This window comes from Bradyrhizobium sp. WSM1253 (genome assembly GCF_000244935.1).
GTDB classification, from domain to species: Bacteria; Pseudomonadota; Alphaproteobacteria; order Rhizobiales; family Xanthobacteraceae; genus Bradyrhizobium; species Bradyrhizobium canariense.
In genome coordinates this window covers 8,236,070-8,253,966 of the sequence record NZ_JH600073.1, presented here as the reverse complement: position 1 = coordinate 8,253,966, position 17,897 = coordinate 8,236,070, and the positions used below count along the sequence as shown (strand labels likewise).

Genomic DNA, 17,897 nt, shown 5'->3' with positions numbered 1-17,897 from the left:
GTCGGGTTGGCGTATCTCACCTTGGGTCCGAGTTGGGCCACAGGAAGACTAATGCAAGACAACATGATGGCTTGAGCGGAAATCTGGCCTATACTCGCTAGAGCCGCCGAGTTGGCGACGTCGCGGCGGCCCCGGAAGGCTTTGCGCGTCAGGGATATGGGCCCAGACGAGTGGTGGAAGGCATTGGGGATTACCGCAAAACAGATGGTGGCTCGCCGCCCGCTCGCAAGCGGCGCAGACGTTCTTTTGACATTCGCAGTGGCACTCGCCTATTTTCTCACCGCGCGGCTGAGCCTTGCGTTGCTGGACCCGGCCGATGGTGTTGCCCTATTCTGGCCAGCGGGGGGGGTGGCTTCGGGGATTTTGATCGCGCTTGGTCCTGCGGCACAGCTGCCTGTCGTGCTCGGAGTGGTCGCTGCAACGATTGCGGCTAACCTGCTAGGCGATCGCAACATCTGGAGTTCGTTGTTCTTTGCTGTCACGAACTCCGGTGAAGTCGTCATCATCGCGGGCCTGATCCACCGCTTTTGTGGATCTCCATTCGAGTTGAATGAACTGCGCAGCGTACTTGCGCTATTTGCCGCGACCGGTATTGCAGCGAGCCTTTCCGGCCTTGGTGGTACGGCAGTATTTGCGCTGTTTCACGGGTCGGCTGCGTCCCCGGCGGTGATCTGGCTTCACTGGGTTTCATCTGCCGCAACAGGGACGATTGCGGTGACGCCGCTCGCAATTGGCCTGGCGTCGCTAGCGCGCGCTCCCCCGCCGCGGGGGGAAGTTGCGGAGGGCGTTCTTGCGCTCGGCGTGGTGTCTCTCATATGCGCGCTGCTGGCTTTCTTGCGCAATGAGCCCTGGACTGCGGTGCTGGCGGTCAGCGCACTTTGTCCACTTCTGCTCTGGATCGCGGCTCGCCTTCGTTCAGCGTTCACGGCGATTGCCACGTTCTTATGCTCGACTACGGTCGTCTGGACGACAATCTTCACCATCGGCATTTTCGGGGACGCACGTCTGTCGATCGAAGATCGTGTGCTGACTGCTCAAGCTACCATTCTGGCGATCACATTAGGTGCTCTTGTTCTTGCTGCCCTGTTTAGCGAGCGGAGGCTTCACCATCACGCCATTCTGGAAAGGGAGTCCCGATTGCAGGGCGCTTTAGAAGCGGCAGAATTAGCCGATCGCGCCAAATCGAGCTTTCTTGCTGCGGCAAGCCATGACATGCGCCAGCCATTGCAGACCCTGAAGCTTCTGCAGGCAGCGCTTGAATCGCTCCATTCAAGCGGTGAAGCGCACAATCTTGTCGCTGACATTCGGAAATCGCTGGATACCATGACCAGCATCCTCTCCAGCCTGCTCGATGTGAACAAGCTGGAATCCGGAAAACTGCGTCCATCCGTGAGTGAGTTTTCTCTAGTTGAAATTTTCGAGCCGCTCGCTAGAGACTTCGCCGCGTCTGTGCAGGAAAGAGGACTCCGACTGCGCGTTGCACGTTCCGGGCTCATCGTCCGCAGCGACAGCCGAATGCTTGCGGAGATGATCCGCAACCTCTTATCAAATGCAGTCCGATACACTGACCGGGGACAAATTTTGCTTGGATGCCGACGAGTCGGTGACAAGGTTCGCATCGAAGTGTGGGACAGCGGAATCGGTATCACCGAAGATCAACTTCCGCACATATTCGATGAGTACTACCAGGGGACTGATGGCGCGGAACGGGGCGGATTTGGGCTGGGCCTCGCGATCGTAAGGCGGCTTGGAGAAATGCTGGATCACAAGGTCGAGGTGCGTTCTATCGCAGGGAGGGGCACACGGTTTTTCATCGAGGTTCCGCGCGCTCGATCCGGCGCCAATGCGCCAGAAGCGGCGTCGCTGGTGCCCCCTTGCAGTGGTGCCTTCCTGGGCAGCGTTCTCGCGATAGAGGACGAGGCGTCCCTGCGATCGGCGCTGCAGAGATCGTTGAAGGCAAGAGGGATTGACGCCACCGTTATCGCAACGGCGAGCGAAGCCTTGACCCTGATCAAAGAGCAGGGTCTGCGCCCGGATGTACTGCTGTGTGACTACAACCTTCGTGGCTCATCGGATGGCATCGAGACCATTAAGAGCCTGCGTGTCGCCCTTGGCTTGAACCTACCGGCCGTCGTGATGACGGGCGACATCAGGTCGCAAACGATGAAATTGATCTCCGCGCAAGGTCTCACTGTCCTGATCAAGCCCTTCTCGGCCGACGAACTGCTGGACGCTCTGAGAGGCCAGGAGAAGCTATTAACCACTGCGAGGACATCATCCCATTCAGTTGCTGGGCTACCGCAGCGCCATTGATATTAAGAATTTGGATATCCGCGATGTCCGTTCAGGGGCACGAGTCCTCGACCGGCTGCGCGAGGCAGGTCAGCCCTGGCGCCACAAGGAGACACCGACCTCAATTCTAATGTGGCTTCAAGCTCGGATTAACGCCTCTTTGCCAAATCGGATAGCGAGGGTTTGAATGCTGGAATGGCTGGATCCAAGCGGACTAGGGCCGCTTGTGAGTACACGTCCTAGCTAGCCCGCCTGCCCTTTCGCATCGTCGCCAGCACGATGTCGGCGGCGAGCACGCTCGGCGATTTGTTGCCGGTCGACATGATCGTATCGAGCTGGGCGAACGCTTCCACCTGCTGCCGGCGCAGTGGTGAATCGGTCAGAAGCTCCGAGAGCGCGGGCGCCAGCTTCTCCGGCGTGCAGTCTTCCTGCAGGAACTCCGGGATGACATCCTTGCCGATCACGAGATTGGCGAGGATCACCGAAGAGACGCGGATCGCGCGGCGCAGGATGAAGGCTTCGATCGCACCGACGCGATAGGCCGTCACCATCGGGATGCCCGATAGCGCGAGCTCCAGCGTCACCGTGCCGGATTTTGCCAGGGCCGCGCGCGCGATGCGGAAGGCGGCGCGCTTCTCGTTCTCGCCGACCACGATCTGAGGCTTGACCGGCCAGTTCGCGATGCCTTCGCGAATACTGGCTTCGAGATGCGGCATGGTCGGCAGCATCAGTTCGAACGCGCGGCCGTCCGTCTGCAATCGGCCGAGCGTCGCGCCGAACACGTCGAGATGGTGCCTGATCTCGCTGCGGCGGCTGCCGGGCAATACCAGCAACACCGGCGGCTCGCCGCCGCGACGCGCCTGCTCGTCGGCGTTCGGCCGCAACGAGGGCAATTGCTCGATCAGGGGATGGCCGACATAGCTGCATGGCGGACCGCCGAGCTTGCGATATTCCTCCGGCTCGAACGGCAACAGGCCGAGCACATGGTCGACATAGCCGAGCATGGTCCGCGCCCGCCCCGGCCGCCAGGCCCAGAGCTGCGGCGAGACGTAGTCGACGATCGGGATCGCCGGATTGCGCGCCCGCACGCGGCGGGCGACACGGTGGGTGAAGTCGGGGCTGTCGATGATGACGAGCGCGTCCGGCGCGGCTTCGGTCACGGCCTCCGCGGTCTCGCGGATCAGCCGCAGGATCTTCGGCAGTTGCTGCACGACCGCGGCGAAGCCCACGATCGAGAGCTGCTCGATCGGAAACAGCGTCTCCAGCCCCTGGCGCGCCATGGTGTGGCCGCCGACGCCCACGAACTGCACGCCGTCGCCGAGGCGCTGGCGCAGCACCTTCATCAAGGCGCTGCCGAGCCGGTCGCCGGATTCCTCCGTGGCGATCAGGAAGATCTTGCGCTTGGGATCGCGGCCTTGCATCACGCCGGCAGGCCGATGACGAAGAGATATTTGGCGTCGGCGAGCGCGATCATTGCCTGCGGCTCGGCGGCGATGGTGTTGCCCGCGACGACGGCAATGCCTGCGAGCCCTGCGGCGGCGACACCCTCGAGAGTGCGCGGGCCGATCGTCGGCAGGTCGAAGCGCAGATCCTGCCCGCTCTTTGGGACCTTCACCAGCACGCCCCGCCCGGTGGCGGCGCGGATGCGGCCCTCTTCGCGCAGCCGTGCCACCCGCGCGAGCAGCGCATCGGTGCCCTCGATGTCCTCGACCGCCACCACATGGCCGTCGATCACGACCGCAGCCTGGCCGATGTCGAACGGACCGAGCGCGGTCAGCACCGCGCGTCCGCGCTCGATGTCGGTCTTGCCGGTGTCGCTCGGCCAGGCGCGGCTGATGCAGCCCTCGGGCATCAAGAGCTCGGGCGCGACATCCTTGATGCCGACCATGCGAAAGCCGCCCTGCTCGAGAATGCGTCCGACGCCGGACAACAAATGATCGTCGCCGCCGCGGAAGGCGCGGATGACATTGCCGAGCAGCCGGAGCGTCGTGAAGTCGACCCGGACCTCGGAGAGCGAAGGCCGTACCAGCGTGCCGATGAAGATCAGGTCGCGGCAGCCCTCCTCGCGAAACAGCCGCATGGCACGGCCGAGCTGGCCGACCGAGATCCAGCGATGGCGGAAGTTTTCCACCCGTGCCGGATCACAGGCGCCCCGAAGGGGAAACAACACCGGCGTGATGCCGCGGGCGGCGAGCGATTCGGCAACCGCGAACGGCATCGCGCCGCCGCCAGCGACCACGCCGACCGGCGATGAAATCTCCGAAGCCGCCGATGTCATGCCCGGGGCCATCCCATCATCACTTCGCGATGGCGGGAAGACAGAGCGGGCGCTTGCCCTTGCCGATGAAGTCGAGGATTTCGGCGATCGCCGGATCTTCACCGGCGAGCGGCCGCGCCGCCTCCAGGCGTTCGGCAAAGGTCGCGGGACCATGGAAAAGTTTCTGGTAGAACGCGCGTACGGTCGCAAGCCGCTGCTTGGTGAACTTGCGCCGCTTCATGCCGATCAGGTTGAGGCTCTCAAGCACCGCATATTGGCCGTTGACCAGCCCGTACGGGATGACGTCGTCGCGCACGCCGCAGACACCGCCAACCATCACATAGGGGCCGATGCGGGTGAACTGATGCACTGCGGACAGGCCGCCGATATAGACGGCGTCACCGATCTCGCAATGGCCGCCGAGCGTCGCCGAGGTTGCGAAGATCACGTTGTTGCCGACCATGCAGTCATGCCCGACATGACTGTTGTTCATGAAATAGCAGTCGTTGCCGACGCGCGTCAGGCCACCGCCCTTGATGGTGCCGACATTCATGGTCGCGCCTTCGCGGATGGTGCAGCCCGAGCCGACCTCAAGCTTCGTAGGCTCGCCCTTGTAGCTGAGATCCTGGGGCGCCCCGCCCAGCACCGCGAACGGCGAGATCACGCAGCCATCTCCGATCGAGGTGTGGCCGATGACGGTGACCTGTCCGATCAGCTTGCAGTTACTGCCGATCACGACATGCGCACCGATGATGCAATAGGGTCCGATCTCGGTGCCCTCGCCGATCACGGCGCCGTCCGCGATCCGTGCGGTGGGATCAATCTTACTCATCAAGCAATCTGACTCATCAAGAAGGTCTGATTAGGTGTTGAAGTCGCTCGGTTTTCCGCTGGTTAGCGCGACTATGCCCGATCTGTCCAGTGACGTATGATCTCTCCGTGTTTCAGGTGCCGGATGAGGCAGCCTTCCCGGTTCGTCAACAAGTTCACGCGGAGCTTCAGGTATCGTGGTCAGGGCCCTGGCACTTCTATTCGCACAGCTCGCGGCCGCGCCGATCGTATCCGAGACGATCGAGACCGCCGAACACCGCCTCGTCGATCTCAAGACATACGAATGCCGCGACATTACCCGCAGCACAGTGCTTCAGCGGGTCTGTTACGACCGTGCGCAGCAGGCCCTCATCGTGGCTGTGGATGGCGTTTATGACGGCTATTGCGGCGTGCCGGTCGACACGGTCGAGCGCCTGCTGGGCGCACCGTCCATGGGAAAGTTCTTCAACCAGAACATCAAGCGCGAGGTCAGCGGCGGCCGGTACGCTTGTCCTGCACGCGAGCGTATCCAGAGAAGTTGATCCCGCTCAGTCGGTCAGCATGGCGCCGACGTCGGCCTCCGCAACCACCTGGCCATTGACCTTGGCGTCGCCGTGAAACCACCACATGGCTTTGCGGCGGCCGATCGAGCGCATGTGATATTCGATGGTATCGCCGGGCAGCACCGGCTTGCGGAACTTGCACTTGTCGATGGTCAGGAAATAGACCGCGCGCGGCTTGTCGGTGCCCTCGACCGATTTGATGCCGATCACACCGGCAGTCTGCGCCATCGCTTCGATCATCATGACGCCGGGGTAGACCGGGCGATCGGGAAAATGGCCCTGGAACGGCGGTTCGTTGAAGGTGACGTTCTTGATGCCGATGCCGCTGTAATCGGTGCGGATGTTGATCACGCGATCGATCAGCAGCATCGGAAAACGGTGCGGGAGCGTTTGCAGGATCATGTTGATGTCCACAAGCTCGAACCTGACCGGTGCTTCGTCCGTCACTCCCGTTCCTCCTGCTTCGGATCGGCCTTGCTGTCGCGCGCCAGGCGCTCGACCGCCAAAATTTCCTTGAACCACTGCCGGGTCGGCTTGGCAAAAAACCCGCCCCAGCGTCCGTTGGGAGGAACGTCGTCCTTGACGCCGCTCATGGCAGTCACCTGAGCTCCATCCCCGATCTTGACGTGATTGTTGATGCCCACCTTCGCTCCCAGCGCCACGTTGTCGCCGAGGGTGAGGCTGCCGGCAAGGCCGATCTGGGCTGCCAGCAGGCAGTGCCGGCCAATGGTCACATTGTGGCCGATCTGGACCTGATTGTCGATTTTGGTCCCCTCGCCGATCACGGTGTCGCGCAAGGACCCGCGATCAATGGTGGTGCCGGCGCCGACCTCCACGTTGTTCTGAATCAGCACGCGGCCGGTCTGGGGCACTTTCAGGTGGCCCTCGGGGCCGAAGAAGATGAAGCCGTAGCCGTCCTGGCCGATGGAGCAGCCGGGATGGATCAGCACATCGTTGCCGATCAGCGCGCACTGGATGGCGGTGCGTGCGCCGACATTGCAGTCCCGGCCGATCTTGACGCCCGGGCCGATCACGGCCCCCACACCGATCACCGTGCCACTGCCGATCTCCACGTCAGGACCGATCACGGCCAGGGGATCGACGATCACGCCGTCCTCAAGCCTGGCGGTGGGGTCGATGATGGCCGACGTCGCGATGCCGTCGTTGCCGGTCCAGGATTGCGGCCGGAGCGCGTCGCCGTGCCACTCCCGCGCGATCCTGACGAAGGCGCGGAACGGCTGTGGCGCCCGCAGCACGGCGACGTGCGCGGGCACCCGGGCCTCGAAGCGTGGGCTCACCAGGCAAGCACCGGCCTTGGTCGCCTTGAGCTCATCGGCATATTTGAGATTGTCGAAGAACGTCAGGTGCATCGGGCCGGCTTCGTCGAGCGAAGCAAGACCCCTGATGATTTGGCCGCCCCTGGCGGGATCGACCAGCTCCGCCTTGGTCAGCGTGGCTATGTCGGCCAGCGCTGAGGCGGGCGGCTGTGTGAAGAAGGTCGGCTGCGCCATTCCACCCCGTCGCGGTCCGGCTTCGGCATGAAGCGGCCAAGCCGCATCATGCCTCATCTCCTGGATTGGCACGATCCCTTTCGGAAACGGGATCCCGTGGTCCGGATCGTGCCGTGCTGTTCGAATTAGAAAGAGGTGCCGCCGCCGAACCGGAACTCCTGCGTACGGTCGTACTTGCCCTTGGTCAGCGGCACGGCGTAGTCGAAGCGCAGCGGACCGAACGGCGAGGCCCAGATCAAGCCGACGCCGACCGACGACCGGACCGCATTGCCGTTGTCATACACCAGGCCGGTGCAGGTTCCAGCCGAAGCTGGATTGACGGTCGACGGCGTGCAGCTCGAGTTCTTGGTCGTGGTCATTTCGTTGGTCACCGACCATGTCGTCGGGCCCTGATAGTCGAACAGCCCGCCAGCGTCGGCGTAGACGGCGCCCTTCAGACCCACTTCCTTGGGCAGGAACCAGAACGGCATCTGCAATTCGAGCGAAGCACCCCAATATTTGGTGCCGCCAAGCGCGTCCTGCGTACCGAAGGGGTTCAAATCGCGCGGTCCGATGCCGTTCGGGGCAAAGCCGCGGACGAGGTTCGGGCCCATCTGGAAGTGATCGAGCATGCGCAGATCGCTGCCCATCTTGTTCAGCATGCCGCCCTGGATGCGAGCGAGGCCGACGATATCGGACACCAGCGGAGTGTAGTACTTCGCGTCCACCACAGTCTTCAGGTAGGAGACGTCGCCGCCGACACCGGCGAAGTCCTGCCGGAAATCGACCAGCAGACCGTCGGTGGGGTTCTTGTTGTTGTCGAGCGTGTTGTAGGACAGCGAATAGCCGAGCGCCGAGGTCAGGGTCTTGCCGTTGGCAAGTTCCTTGCGCACCGGCAGCGAGGCTTCACCGTCGCTGTAGCAGCCGAGGCCGTTGGTGGAGCTCAGGTCGATGCCATTTGCATTGGCGAAGGCCGGGCTCGGATTGAAAGCCGCCGAACCCACATTGTTGTTACAGTTCGCCAGGTAGGACGGCAGCGTGATTTCCTGCCGGTAGATCGAGTAGCGCACCTGCAGCGACAGATCTTCACGCAGCGAGAAACCGAGGCGCGGCGAGAAGCCGAGCGTCTTGGTGCCGTACGAGATGTAGCTGTTGGACTTCTGCTCGCGCTGATAGAGGTCGAGACCCAGCGCGACCCGGTAGTCGAGCAAATAGGGCTCGACGAACGACAGCGAGTAGCCGCGGGCATACTGGCCGTAGGTCACCGCCGCCTTGGCGAACAGGCCGCGGCCGAGTAAATTGCGTTCGGACACCGAGACTTCGGCCAGCGCGCCGTCGGTGGTGGAGTAACCACCCGAGACCGAGAAGTCGCCGGTCGATTTCTCTTCCATGTCCACGAGCAGGATCACGCGGTCGCTCGACGAGCCGGGCTCCGTCGTGATCTTCACGCTCTTGAAATAGTCGAGGTTCTTCAAGCGGCGCTCGGCACGGTCGACCAGCGCGCGGTTGTAGGCATCGCCCTCGGAGACGTCGAACTCGCGACGAATCACGTAGTCGCGCGTGCGGGTGTTGCCGCGCAAGTTGATGCGCTCGATATAGGTGCGCGGGCCCTCGTCGATGTTGAACACGACCGACACGGTGTGCGCCTCGAAGTTGCGGTCGCCGCCGGGACGGACCACGGCGAAGGCATAACCGCGCCGCGAGGCTTCGATCTGCATCTCCTCGACCGATTTCTCGACCGATTCGACGTTGTAGAGGGAGCCGACATTGACGCGCGAATAGTTGCGCATCGAGGTGGGATCGAAGTTCGGAATGCTGGAGCGGAAGTCGATCGAGCCGACCCGGTATTGGGAGCCTTCCTCGATCTTGAAGGTAACGTTGAAGCCCTTCTTCTCCGGATCGTATTCGGTGAGCGCGGCCACGACCTGGACGTCGGCGAAACCGTTCTTGAGATAGAAGCGGCGGATCAGGTCGCGGTCGGCCTCGACCCGATCGGGATCGTAGATGTCGCTGCTGGCGAGGAAGCTCAGCAGGTTCGATTCGTGCGTCTTGATGACGTCGCGCAGGCGGTACGACGAGTACGCGTTGTTGCCGACGAACTCGATCGACTTGACGCCGGTCTTGGCGCCCTCCTCGACCGTGAAGACGAGATCGACGCGGTTGTTCGGCTGCTCGATGACTTCAGGCGTGACGCGGACGTCGTAGCGGCCGGAACGGCGATAGATTTCGGCGATTCGCAGCGTGTCGGACTGCACCATGGCGCGGGAGAAGGTGCCGCGCGCCTTGGACTGGACTTCACCAGTGAGCTGCTCGTCCTTGATCTTCTTGTTGCCCTCGAAGGCAATGCGGCCGATCACCGGGTTTTCCACCACGGAGACGACGATCTGGCCACCGGCACCGCGGTTGATCCTGACGTCCTGGAACAGGCCGGTCTCGATCAACGCCTTGAGGCCGTCGTCGATAGCGCCTTGATCGAGGCGACCGCCGGGACCCGGCTTGAAATAGGAGCGGATCGTCTCCACCTCGACCCTGCGATTTCCTTCAACGGAAATCGACTGCACGGTCTGAGCAAGCGCAGACGAAGACACAAAGGCAGCCCCAACCGGGGCAAGCACCGGCGCGCCGAACATGATCAGGGTTGCGAGCAAGCCCCCCCGGAGTCGCAGTCCAAACTTCATTGCGCAACGCGCCCTTATCATTCCGTACCAGACCCAACCCCGGTCTGGAGATTCCCCAAGTTCAAGCCGCTTGTAGACAATTTCACCGACGCCGCAAACGGTCGAGCGCGCCGTAATTTCATTTTCATTCCAAGACGTTGCCCAAGAGCAACGCCCGACAACGCCACAAAAAAGCCCCTATCAGGATGAGGCCATCCGGAGGATGTCGTTATAGGTCGCAAACACCATCAACATCAGCACCAAGCCGAGCCCGATTCGGAACCCCATCTCCTGAGTCCGCTCGGACAGGGGCCGACCACGGGCGACCTCCGCCGCATAGAACATAAGGTGACCGCCATCGAGCAGCGGGATCGGGAACAGATTCAACAGACCGATCGACACCGACAGCACCGCGCAGAGGTTGATCACGAACTGGAACCCGGCGCTGGCCGCCTGCCCCGACATCTTGGCAATGCCGAGCACGCCGCTGACCTCGTTCGGATTGCCGTTCCCCACGAACAACGAGCCCAGGAACTTGAAGGTGCTGGTGATGATGAACCAGACCTGTTCAACCCCGATCTTGAGCGCTTCGCCGACGCCGACCGGCGAAGTCGAGACCTCTCCGGCCTGAGACTTGTGCTCGATGCCGAGCACGCCGAGACGGTGGCTGTTGCCGAAGGGATCCTTGCGCTCGAGCAGCGCCGGCGTCGCGGTCAGCGACACGATGGTGCCGTCCCTCTTGACCTGGAAGGCAAGCGGCGAACCGGCATTCATCGCAACCATGCGCTGCATATCGGCAAAGCTTTCGATCGGCTTGCCATCGATCTGGACGACGACGTCGCCGATCTTGAAGCCGGCTGCCGCCGCAGCACCGTCGGCGACGACACCGTCGACGCGCGCGATCGTGCTCGGCTTGCCGTAATACAGCGCCATGCCGGCGAAGATCAGCGCGCCCAGGATGAAATTGGCGATCGGCCCGGCGGCAACGATGGCGGCGCGCGGGCCGACCTTCTTATGATGGAAGCTGCCGGCGCGCTCCTCGGCCGTCATGGCCGCAAGCTTCTCGGACGACGGCGTCGAAGCCTCGCTCTCGTCGCCGAAGAACTTGACGTAGCCGCCGAGCGGGATCGCCGAGATCTTCCACCGGGTGCCATGACGGTCGTTGAAGCCGACCAGCTCAGGTCCGAAACCGAGCGAAAAAGTTAACACGCGAACGCCTGCCCAGCGCGCGACCAGGAAATGGCCGAGCTCATGGAAGAACACGACGATAGTCAGGACGAACAGGAAGGGAACCGTGTAGCCGAGGAGCCCATGGCTCAACGTATTGAAACTATGGACGAAAAAGTCAATCATCGAATTCCCTCATCCAGCGCCGCAAGGCCCTGGCCCCGAACCATCTAGGATGCCTTTAAGGCAATTTGAGGCAATAGGGCGGCAGCCCTATTTCGCGCAACATGGTCAACAGCGATTGCATCGTCCGCTGACGTCAGCGGGGCCTGGTTCCCGCCACGAACCCAGTCGTCCAGCGTCGCCTCAACCAGCCGGGCAATCGCGCCGAACCGGATCTTGCCCGCGATGAAGGCCGCGACCGCGACCTCGTTGGCGGCGTTGTAGACGGTGGTCGCCCCCTTCCCGGTCCGGAGCGAATCGAAGGCCAGGCGCAGGCCGGGGAAGCGCTCGAAATCCGGCGCCTCGAAGGTCAATTGGCCGATCTTGGCCAGATCGAGCTTGGCGGCGGGACCCTTGATGCGGTCGGGCCAGCCGAGGCAATGCGCGATCGGCGTGCGCATGTCGGGTGCGCCGAGCTGGGCCACGACCGAGCGATCGGAGAACTCGACCATGCCGTGAATGATCGACTGCGGGTGCACGAGGACGTCGATCTCGTCGGGCGAGAGCGCGAACAGATAGGAAGCCTCGATCACCTCGAGCCCCTTGTTCATCATCGAGGCGGAATCGATCGTGATCTTCTGGCCCATGCTCCAGTTCGGATGCTTCAGGGCTTGCTCGAGTGTCGCCTGCTCGATGTCGGCAGGCTTCCAGGTCCGGAACGGGCCGCCGGAGGCCGTGATGATGACACGGACGAGCTCGTCGCGATTGCCCGAGGCGAGCGCCTGGAACAGCGCATTGTGCTCGGAATCCGCAGGCAGGATGCAGGCGCCCGCTTTCGCCGCGCGCTGCATGAAGAAATCGCCGGCGCAGACGAGACATTCCTTGTTCGCAAGCGCGACATGCGCGCCGCGGTCGACCGCCGCCAGTGCCGGCTTCAGCCCGGCCGCGCCACTCACGGCGGCCATCACCCAATCGGCCGGACGCGCGCCGGCCTCGATCACTGCGCTTTCACCGGCGCCGCATTCGGTGCCGGTGCCCGCGAGCGCGGCCTTGAGCTCGGCAAATTTTGAGGTGTCGGCGATCGCGACGAAGCGCGCCGAAAACTCCTTGGCGAGCTTTGCCAGCGCTTCGACATTGCTGTTCGCCGTCAGCGCCTCGACACGGTAGCGCTCGGGAGAGGCGCGCAGCAGATTCATCGTGCTGTCGCCGATCGAGCCGGTGGCGCCGAGAACCGTGACGCTGCGGACGGTCGATGCCGCAGCCTTGTTGTTACGCAATGGAACCGCGCTCATATGTTCACCAAACCATAAGACCGCTTCCGGCGCTATGCACACCATGGCGAAGGAAGCCGATAATCCATGCCACCAGGATGGCAGCGACAAAACCGTCCAGACGGTCCAATAGGCCGCCGTGGCCGGGAATTAAGTGACTGGAATCCTTGACATCGAAGCGCCGCTTGACCGCGGATTCGAACAGATCGCCGCAGGCCGACACGACCGACAGAGCCGCGGCGACGAGCAGCAATGGAGCCATCTTTCCGATCCCGCAAGCGGCAAAGCCGGCCGCGACCAAAAGGCTTGCGGCAAAGCCGCCGAGCGCCCCTGCCCAGGTCTTCTTCGGGCTGACGCGCGGCCACAGCTTCGGTCCGCCAATGCCGCGGCCGGCGAAATAGCCGCCGATATCGGTCGCCCACACCACGAGCAGCACGAACATCAGCGCGGCGAAGCCGTTCACGAGATCCTTCCGCAGCAGGATCGAGGCCAGTAGCGCCGCCGACGCATAGGCGAATCCGGAGGCCGCCCAGACGAACTTGCCCCGCGCGATCACCGTCACGATCGCCCCGCCAATCAAGCCGGTGATGATTGCGGTCTTCAGCGCGCCGAAGGCAACGCACAAGCCCATCGTGGCGATGACGATCGTTCCCGCCCCGGTCAGCGCGGTCGAGCCTGCGCCCACCACCATCAGCCATTCCGCGAACAGTCCGATCGACACCAGGGTGACGAGAAGCGCCCACAGCCAGCCGCCGGCATAAGCGAGCGCAATGGCGAGCGGCGCCAGCACCAGCGCTGCGAGGATTCGCATCACGAGATTGCTCGGGGCAGGCTGAGAGCCGGCCGGTGCGGAGTCGGGTTCGCTCACGAGGCGGTTTTCGCGACCAGGCCGCCGAAACGGCGCTCGCGCCTGGCGAATTCGGCGATTGCGCCTTCCAGCGCCGCCTTGTCGAAATCGGGCCAGTGAATCGGCACGAAGACGAGCTCGCTATAGGCGGCCTGCCACATCAGGAAATTCGACAGCCGCTGCTCGCCACTGGTGCGGATGATGAGATCGGGGTCGGGAATGTCGGGCGCGTCGAGATGCGCCCCCAATGTCTCGGCATCGATCGTGTCGGGATTGCGCCGGCCCTCGGCGACTTCGCGCGCGAGCTTCTGCGCCGCCTTCGCGATCTCGTGCCGCGAGCCGTAATTGAAGGCGACGACGAGCGTGAGGCGCGTGTTATCGCGCGTCAGCTCCTCCGCCTCGTTGAGAAGCGCGCAGATGTCGCCCTCCAGCCCGTCCCGCTCGCCGATGATACGTACCCTGACGCCGTCGCGATGCAGGCTCGCCAGATCATTGCGGATGAAGCGGCGCAACAGGCCGAACAGATCGCCGATCTCGCTCGCCGGGCGCGACCAGTTTTCCGAGCTGAAGGAGAAGATGGTGAGATAGCGGATGCCAAGCTCATGCGACGCGCGAACCACGCGGCGCAGGGCCTCCACGCCGCGGCGATGGCCTTCCGCCCGTGGCAAGCCGCGCGCGGCCGCCCAACGTCCGTTGCCATCCATGATGATGGCGACATGCGCAGGCGCATCGGACCGATCGGGTCCTTCCGTTGCGGGCGCGGCGGCGTTGGACATGAGGCTGCCTTAAAGCATGATCCGGAAGAGTGCGACGCGGTTTTCCGAAAAGATCATGCGCGAACAATAACCTAAAGCGCGATCCATCGCGTTTAGACGGTGAGGATTTCTTTTTCCTTGGCGGCCAGCAACTGGTCGATCTCGGAGATCGTGCCGTCGGTCGCCTTCTGCACCTCGTCGGCGTGACGCTTCTGATCGTCCTCGGACATCTCGTGATTCTTCTCGAGCTTCTTGAGAACGTCGAGACCGTCGCGGCGGACATGGCGCGCGGCGACTTTGGCGGCTTCCGCATATTTGTGCGCGACCTTGACGAGCTCCTTGCGACGCTCCTCGTTGAGCTCGGGGATGCGCAGGCGCAGCACCTGGCCTTCGGTCGCCGGCGACAGGCCGAGATTGGAATCGACGATCGCCTTTTCCACCGCCTTGACCATCGACTTGTCCCAGACCTGCACTGAGATCAGGCGCGGCTCCGGCACGCTGACGGTGGCGAGCTGGTTCAGCGGCATGTGGCTGCCATAGGCGTCGACCTGCACCGGATCGAGCATCGAGGCGGAGGCGCGACCGGTGCGCAGGCCGCCAAGTTCGTGCTTGAGCGACTGGATCGCCCCCTGCATGCGGCGCTTCACTTCGTTGAGATCGAAATTATCCGTGGCCATCACGTTTCTCCTTCAAAATCCCGGCGACCTCTCCGCACCCCTTCTCTTAGGGTGCAACGACAAGCCGTCAGCCGGCGACAATGGTTCCGTGGCCGCCGCCACGCAGTACAGCGCCGATCGAACCCGGCTCCGCAATCGAGAACACGATGATAGGCAGCGACGTCTCGCGGGCAAGTGCGAAGGCGGTCGCATCCATCACCTTGTAGCCACCCTCGATCGCCTGCGAATGCGTCAGACGGTCGAATCGCGTCGCCGTCGGGTCCTTCTTCGGGTCGGCCGAGTAGACGCCGTCGACATTGGTCGCCTTCAGCACCGCCTGGGCGCCGATCTCGGCCGCACGCAGCACCGCGGTCGTGTCGGTGGTGAAGAACGGATTACCGGTTCCGCCACCCAGCAACACGATCCGGCCCTCGGCGAGGTATTTGTGTGCCGCGGTGCGGGTGAACAGTTCGGAAATCTCGGGCATGACGAAGGCCGACAGCGTGCGCGCAGGCGTGCCCTTGCGCTCGATCGTGGCCTCCAGCGCGAGGCAGTTCATCATCGTCGCGAGCATGCCCATGGTGTCGCCGGTCGGGCGCGACACGCCGCGCGAGGAGACCTCGACGCCGCGAAAGAGATTGCCGCCGCCGATCACGACGGCGACTTCGGTACCGAGATGGCGGGCTGCGATCAGATCGTCGGCGACCCGGTCAATGGTCGGCTGATCGATGCCAAAACCCTGCGATCCGGCGAGATATTCGCCGGACAGCTTGATCACGACGCGACGATAGACCGGATCAGTCATGAGCACTTTCCTTGTCCGGCCGCCGCTTCCGGCGGCACGCCGGGAGGAACGTTCCGGCGCTTACTTCTTGCCGCTGGCCGCCGCGACCTCGGCCGCGAAGTCGCTTTCCTGCTTCTCGATTCCCTCACCGAGAGCATAGCGCACAAAGCCCGCGATCTTCACCGCGCCGCCGACCTTGCCTTCGGCTTCCTTCACCGCCTGCGCCACCGACTTGCCGGTGTCGTGGATGAAGGCCTGCTCGAGCAGGCAGACTTCCTTGTAGTAGGTCTTCAGGCCGGACTCGACGATCTTCTCGATCACGTTCTCGGGCTTGCCCTGCTGGCGATATTTGTCGGCGAGCACGTCCTTCTCGCGCTTGACGACCGCCGGATCAAGACCGGACGGATCGAGCGCCAGCGGGTTGGCGGCCGCGACATGCATCGCGATCTGGCGGCCAAGCGTTGCGAGCTCGTCGGCCTTGCCCGGCGATTCCAGCGCCACGATCACGCCCATCTTGCCGGCGCCCTCGACGACCGCGCCGTGGACGTAGCTCGACACCACGCCCTGGCTGACTTCGAGCGAAGCGGCACGCCGCAGCGTCATGTTCTCGCCGATGGTGGCGATCGCGTCATTGATCGCGGTTTCGATCGTGACGTCGCCGACCTTGGCGGCCTTGATCTTGTCGACATCGGCGCCGACGTTGAACGCGACCTGGGCGATCATCTTGACGAGGCCCTGAAACTGGCCGTTGCGCGCGACGAAATCGGTCTCGGAATTGACCTCGACCACGACGCCCTTGTTGCCCTTGGTGAGCGCGCCGATCAGACCCTCGGCGGCGACGCGGCCCGACTTCTTGGCGGCCTTCGACAGGCCTTTCTTGCGCAGCCAATCCTGCGCCGCTTCCATGTTGCCGTCGTTTTCGGTCAGCGCGGCCTTGCAGTCCATCATGCCTGCGCCGGTCGACTCGCGCAGGTCCTTGACCATCGCAGCTGTGATCGTTGCCATCGTTCAAAATCCTTTTTGCCTGCCGGTTTGCCGCGGCGCGGCCAGATCGCCTCGCCGCGGTCCATCTCAGGAATTCGCGTCAACTGAAATGGTGGCCGGAACTTGTCCGGCCAACCCATCGCTCTTTTTGACTATTCCGCTTCCGCGGTCAGGGCCTTGGCCTTGGCCACCCAGGCGTCCGCGCGGCTCGGCAAGCCGACTTCTTCGCCGATCTTGTGCGCGGTGTCGTGATCGAGCTCGGCCAGCTGCCAGAAGTGGAAGATGCCGAGGTCGTTGAACTTCTTCTCGATCGCGCCCGACACGCCCGGGAGCTTCTTGAGATCGTCGGAGGTGCCACGCGGGCCGGCGAGGCCCTGGAAGCCGCTCGTGGCGGGCAGCTCTTCTGCGACCGGCCGAACCGAAGCACCGACGTCGATGCCGGAATCGCCCTGGGCGCGCGAAATACCGTCAATCGCAGCGCGTGCGATCAGATCGCAATAGAGCGCGATCGCGCGGCCGGCGTCGTCATTTCCCGGCACCACATAGGTGATGCCCTTCGGATCCGAATTGGTGTCGACGATCGCCGCGACCGGGATGTTGAGCCGCTGGGCTTCCTGGATCGCGATGTCTTCCTTGTTGGTGTCGATCACGAAGATCAGGTCGGGCAGACCGCCCATGTCCTTGATGCCGCCGAGCGAGCGATCGAGCTTGTCGCGCTCGCGCTGAAGCGTCAGGCGCTCCTTCTTGGTGTAGGAGGAGGCATCGCCGCCGGCGAGGACGTCGTCGAGATGACGCAGGCGCTTGATCGAGCCCGAGATCGTCTTCCAGTTGGTCAGCGTGCCGCCGAGCCAGCGCGAATTGACGAAATACTGAGCGCAGCGCTTGGCCGCGTCGGCAACGCCGTCCTGCGCCTGGCGCTTGGTGCCGACGAACAGAATGCGGCCGCCCTTGGCGACGGTGTCGCTGACCGCCTGCAAGGCGTTATGCAGCAACGGCACGGTCTGCGCGAGGTCGACGATGTGGATGTTGTTGCGAGCGCCGAAAATGAACGGCGCCATTTTCGGATTCCAGCGGTGAGACTGGTGACCAAAGTGCACGCCGGCTTCGAGGAGCTGACGCATAGTGAAATCGGGTAGTGCCATCGTTCTAATTCTCCGGTTGGTTCCTCCGGAAGCGTGTGAGCAGAACGGAGCGTTGTCGCC

General features: G+C 63.5%; 16 protein-coding genes. 2 read left to right on the top strand and 14 right to left on the bottom strand.

Annotated elements, in window-relative coordinates:
* Positions 1-183: 183 nt before the first annotated feature.
* On the top strand, positions 184-2,313 hold the full coding sequence (locus tag BRA1253DRAFT_RS40675) for an ATP-binding protein (protein ID WP_198288288.1): 2,130 nt from the start codon (positions 184-186) through the stop codon (positions 2,311-2,313).
* Between the two features lie 218 nt (positions 2,314-2,531).
* Here BRA1253DRAFT_RS40675 and lpxB read toward each other — a convergent pair whose 3' ends face one another.
* Genes lpxB through lpxA form a run of 3 tightly spaced genes read right to left on the bottom strand, consistent with a single transcriptional unit; the run spans position 2,532 to position 5,381 of the window.
* Entirely contained in the window at positions 2,532-3,716 is a 1,185-nt protein-coding gene (gene lpxB / locus BRA1253DRAFT_RS40015) for a lipid-A-disaccharide synthase (RefSeq protein WP_088941263.1), read from the bottom strand.
* A complete protein-coding gene (locus BRA1253DRAFT_RS40010; RefSeq protein WP_007603641.1) occupies positions 3,713-4,570 on the bottom strand; it encodes an LpxI family protein in 858 nt (285 codons plus the stop codon). Before BRA1253DRAFT_RS40010 ends, lpxB begins: the two co-directional genes overlap by 4 nt.
* 19 nt (positions 4,571-4,589) lie before the next feature.
* Positions 4,590-5,381, bottom strand: coding sequence for an acyl-ACP--UDP-N-acetylglucosamine O-acyltransferase (gene lpxA, locus BRA1253DRAFT_RS40005; RefSeq protein WP_007603640.1), 792 nt, complete (start codon positions 5,379-5,381; stop codon positions 4,590-4,592).
* A gap of 175 nt (positions 5,382-5,556) precedes the next feature.
* On the opposite strand from lpxA, the gene BRA1253DRAFT_RS40000 reads away from it, so the two are divergent.
* The gene (locus BRA1253DRAFT_RS40000) at positions 5,557-5,901 is read left to right on the top strand and encodes a KTSC domain-containing protein (protein ID WP_007603639.1); all 345 of its coding nucleotides are present in this window, start codon (positions 5,557-5,559) and stop codon (positions 5,899-5,901) included.
* A 6-nt stretch (positions 5,902-5,907) separates the two neighbouring features.
* Here the strand turns inward: BRA1253DRAFT_RS40000 and fabZ are convergent, their stop codons facing one another.
* The 11 genes from fabZ to BRA1253DRAFT_RS39945 form a co-directional block, all read right to left on the bottom strand.
* A complete protein-coding gene (gene fabZ / locus BRA1253DRAFT_RS39995) occupies positions 5,908-6,324 on the bottom strand; it encodes a 3-hydroxyacyl-ACP dehydratase FabZ (protein WP_051058562.1) in 417 nt (138 codons plus the stop codon).
* Positions 6,325-6,365: 41 nt separating this feature from the next.
* On the bottom strand, positions 6,366-7,433 hold the full coding sequence (lpxD, locus tag BRA1253DRAFT_RS39990; RefSeq protein WP_007603634.1) for a UDP-3-O-(3-hydroxymyristoyl)glucosamine N-acyltransferase: 1,068 nt from the start codon (positions 7,431-7,433) through the stop codon (positions 6,366-6,368).
* 125 nt (positions 7,434-7,558) lie between these two features.
* Complete coding sequence (gene bamA / locus BRA1253DRAFT_RS39985) at positions 7,559-10,090, bottom strand: outer membrane protein assembly factor BamA (protein WP_007603633.1); 2,532 nt, start codon at positions 10,088-10,090, stop codon at positions 7,559-7,561.
* 180 nt (positions 10,091-10,270) lie between these two features.
* The gene (gene rseP / locus BRA1253DRAFT_RS39980; RefSeq protein WP_007603632.1) at positions 10,271-11,422 is read right to left on the bottom strand and encodes an RIP metalloprotease RseP; all 1,152 of its coding nucleotides are present in this window, start codon (positions 11,420-11,422) and stop codon (positions 10,271-10,273) included.
* A gap of 44 nt (positions 11,423-11,466) precedes the next feature.
* Complete coding sequence (dxr, locus tag BRA1253DRAFT_RS39975; RefSeq protein WP_007603631.1) at positions 11,467-12,690, bottom strand: 1-deoxy-D-xylulose-5-phosphate reductoisomerase; 1,224 nt, start codon at positions 12,688-12,690, stop codon at positions 11,467-11,469.
* Positions 12,691-12,694: 4 nt separating this feature from the next.
* Positions 12,695-13,537, bottom strand: a complete 843-nt coding sequence (locus BRA1253DRAFT_RS39970; protein WP_035994818.1) for a phosphatidate cytidylyltransferase — start codon at positions 13,535-13,537, stop codon at positions 12,695-12,697.
* Complete coding sequence (locus tag BRA1253DRAFT_RS39965; protein ID WP_007603629.1) at positions 13,534-14,292, bottom strand: isoprenyl transferase; 759 nt, start codon at positions 14,290-14,292, stop codon at positions 13,534-13,536. The genes BRA1253DRAFT_RS39970 and BRA1253DRAFT_RS39965 overlap by 4 nt, the downstream gene beginning before the upstream one ends.
* Before the next feature lie 92 nt (positions 14,293-14,384).
* Positions 14,385-14,948, bottom strand: coding sequence for a ribosome recycling factor (gene frr, locus BRA1253DRAFT_RS39960; RefSeq protein ID WP_007603628.1), 564 nt, complete (start codon positions 14,946-14,948; stop codon positions 14,385-14,387).
* A 67-nt stretch (positions 14,949-15,015) separates the two neighbouring features.
* A complete protein-coding gene (gene pyrH / locus BRA1253DRAFT_RS39955) occupies positions 15,016-15,732 on the bottom strand; it encodes a UMP kinase (RefSeq protein ID WP_007603627.1) in 717 nt (238 codons plus the stop codon).
* A gap of 60 nt (positions 15,733-15,792) precedes the next feature.
* Positions 15,793-16,716, bottom strand: coding sequence for a translation elongation factor Ts (gene tsf / locus BRA1253DRAFT_RS39950; protein WP_007603626.1), 924 nt, complete (start codon positions 16,714-16,716; stop codon positions 15,793-15,795).
* A 131-nt stretch (positions 16,717-16,847) separates the two neighbouring features.
* The gene (locus BRA1253DRAFT_RS39945) at positions 16,848-17,837 is read right to left on the bottom strand and encodes a 30S ribosomal protein S2 (protein ID WP_007603625.1); all 990 of its coding nucleotides are present in this window, start codon (positions 17,835-17,837) and stop codon (positions 16,848-16,850) included.
* Positions 17,838-17,897: the final 60 nt, after the last annotated feature.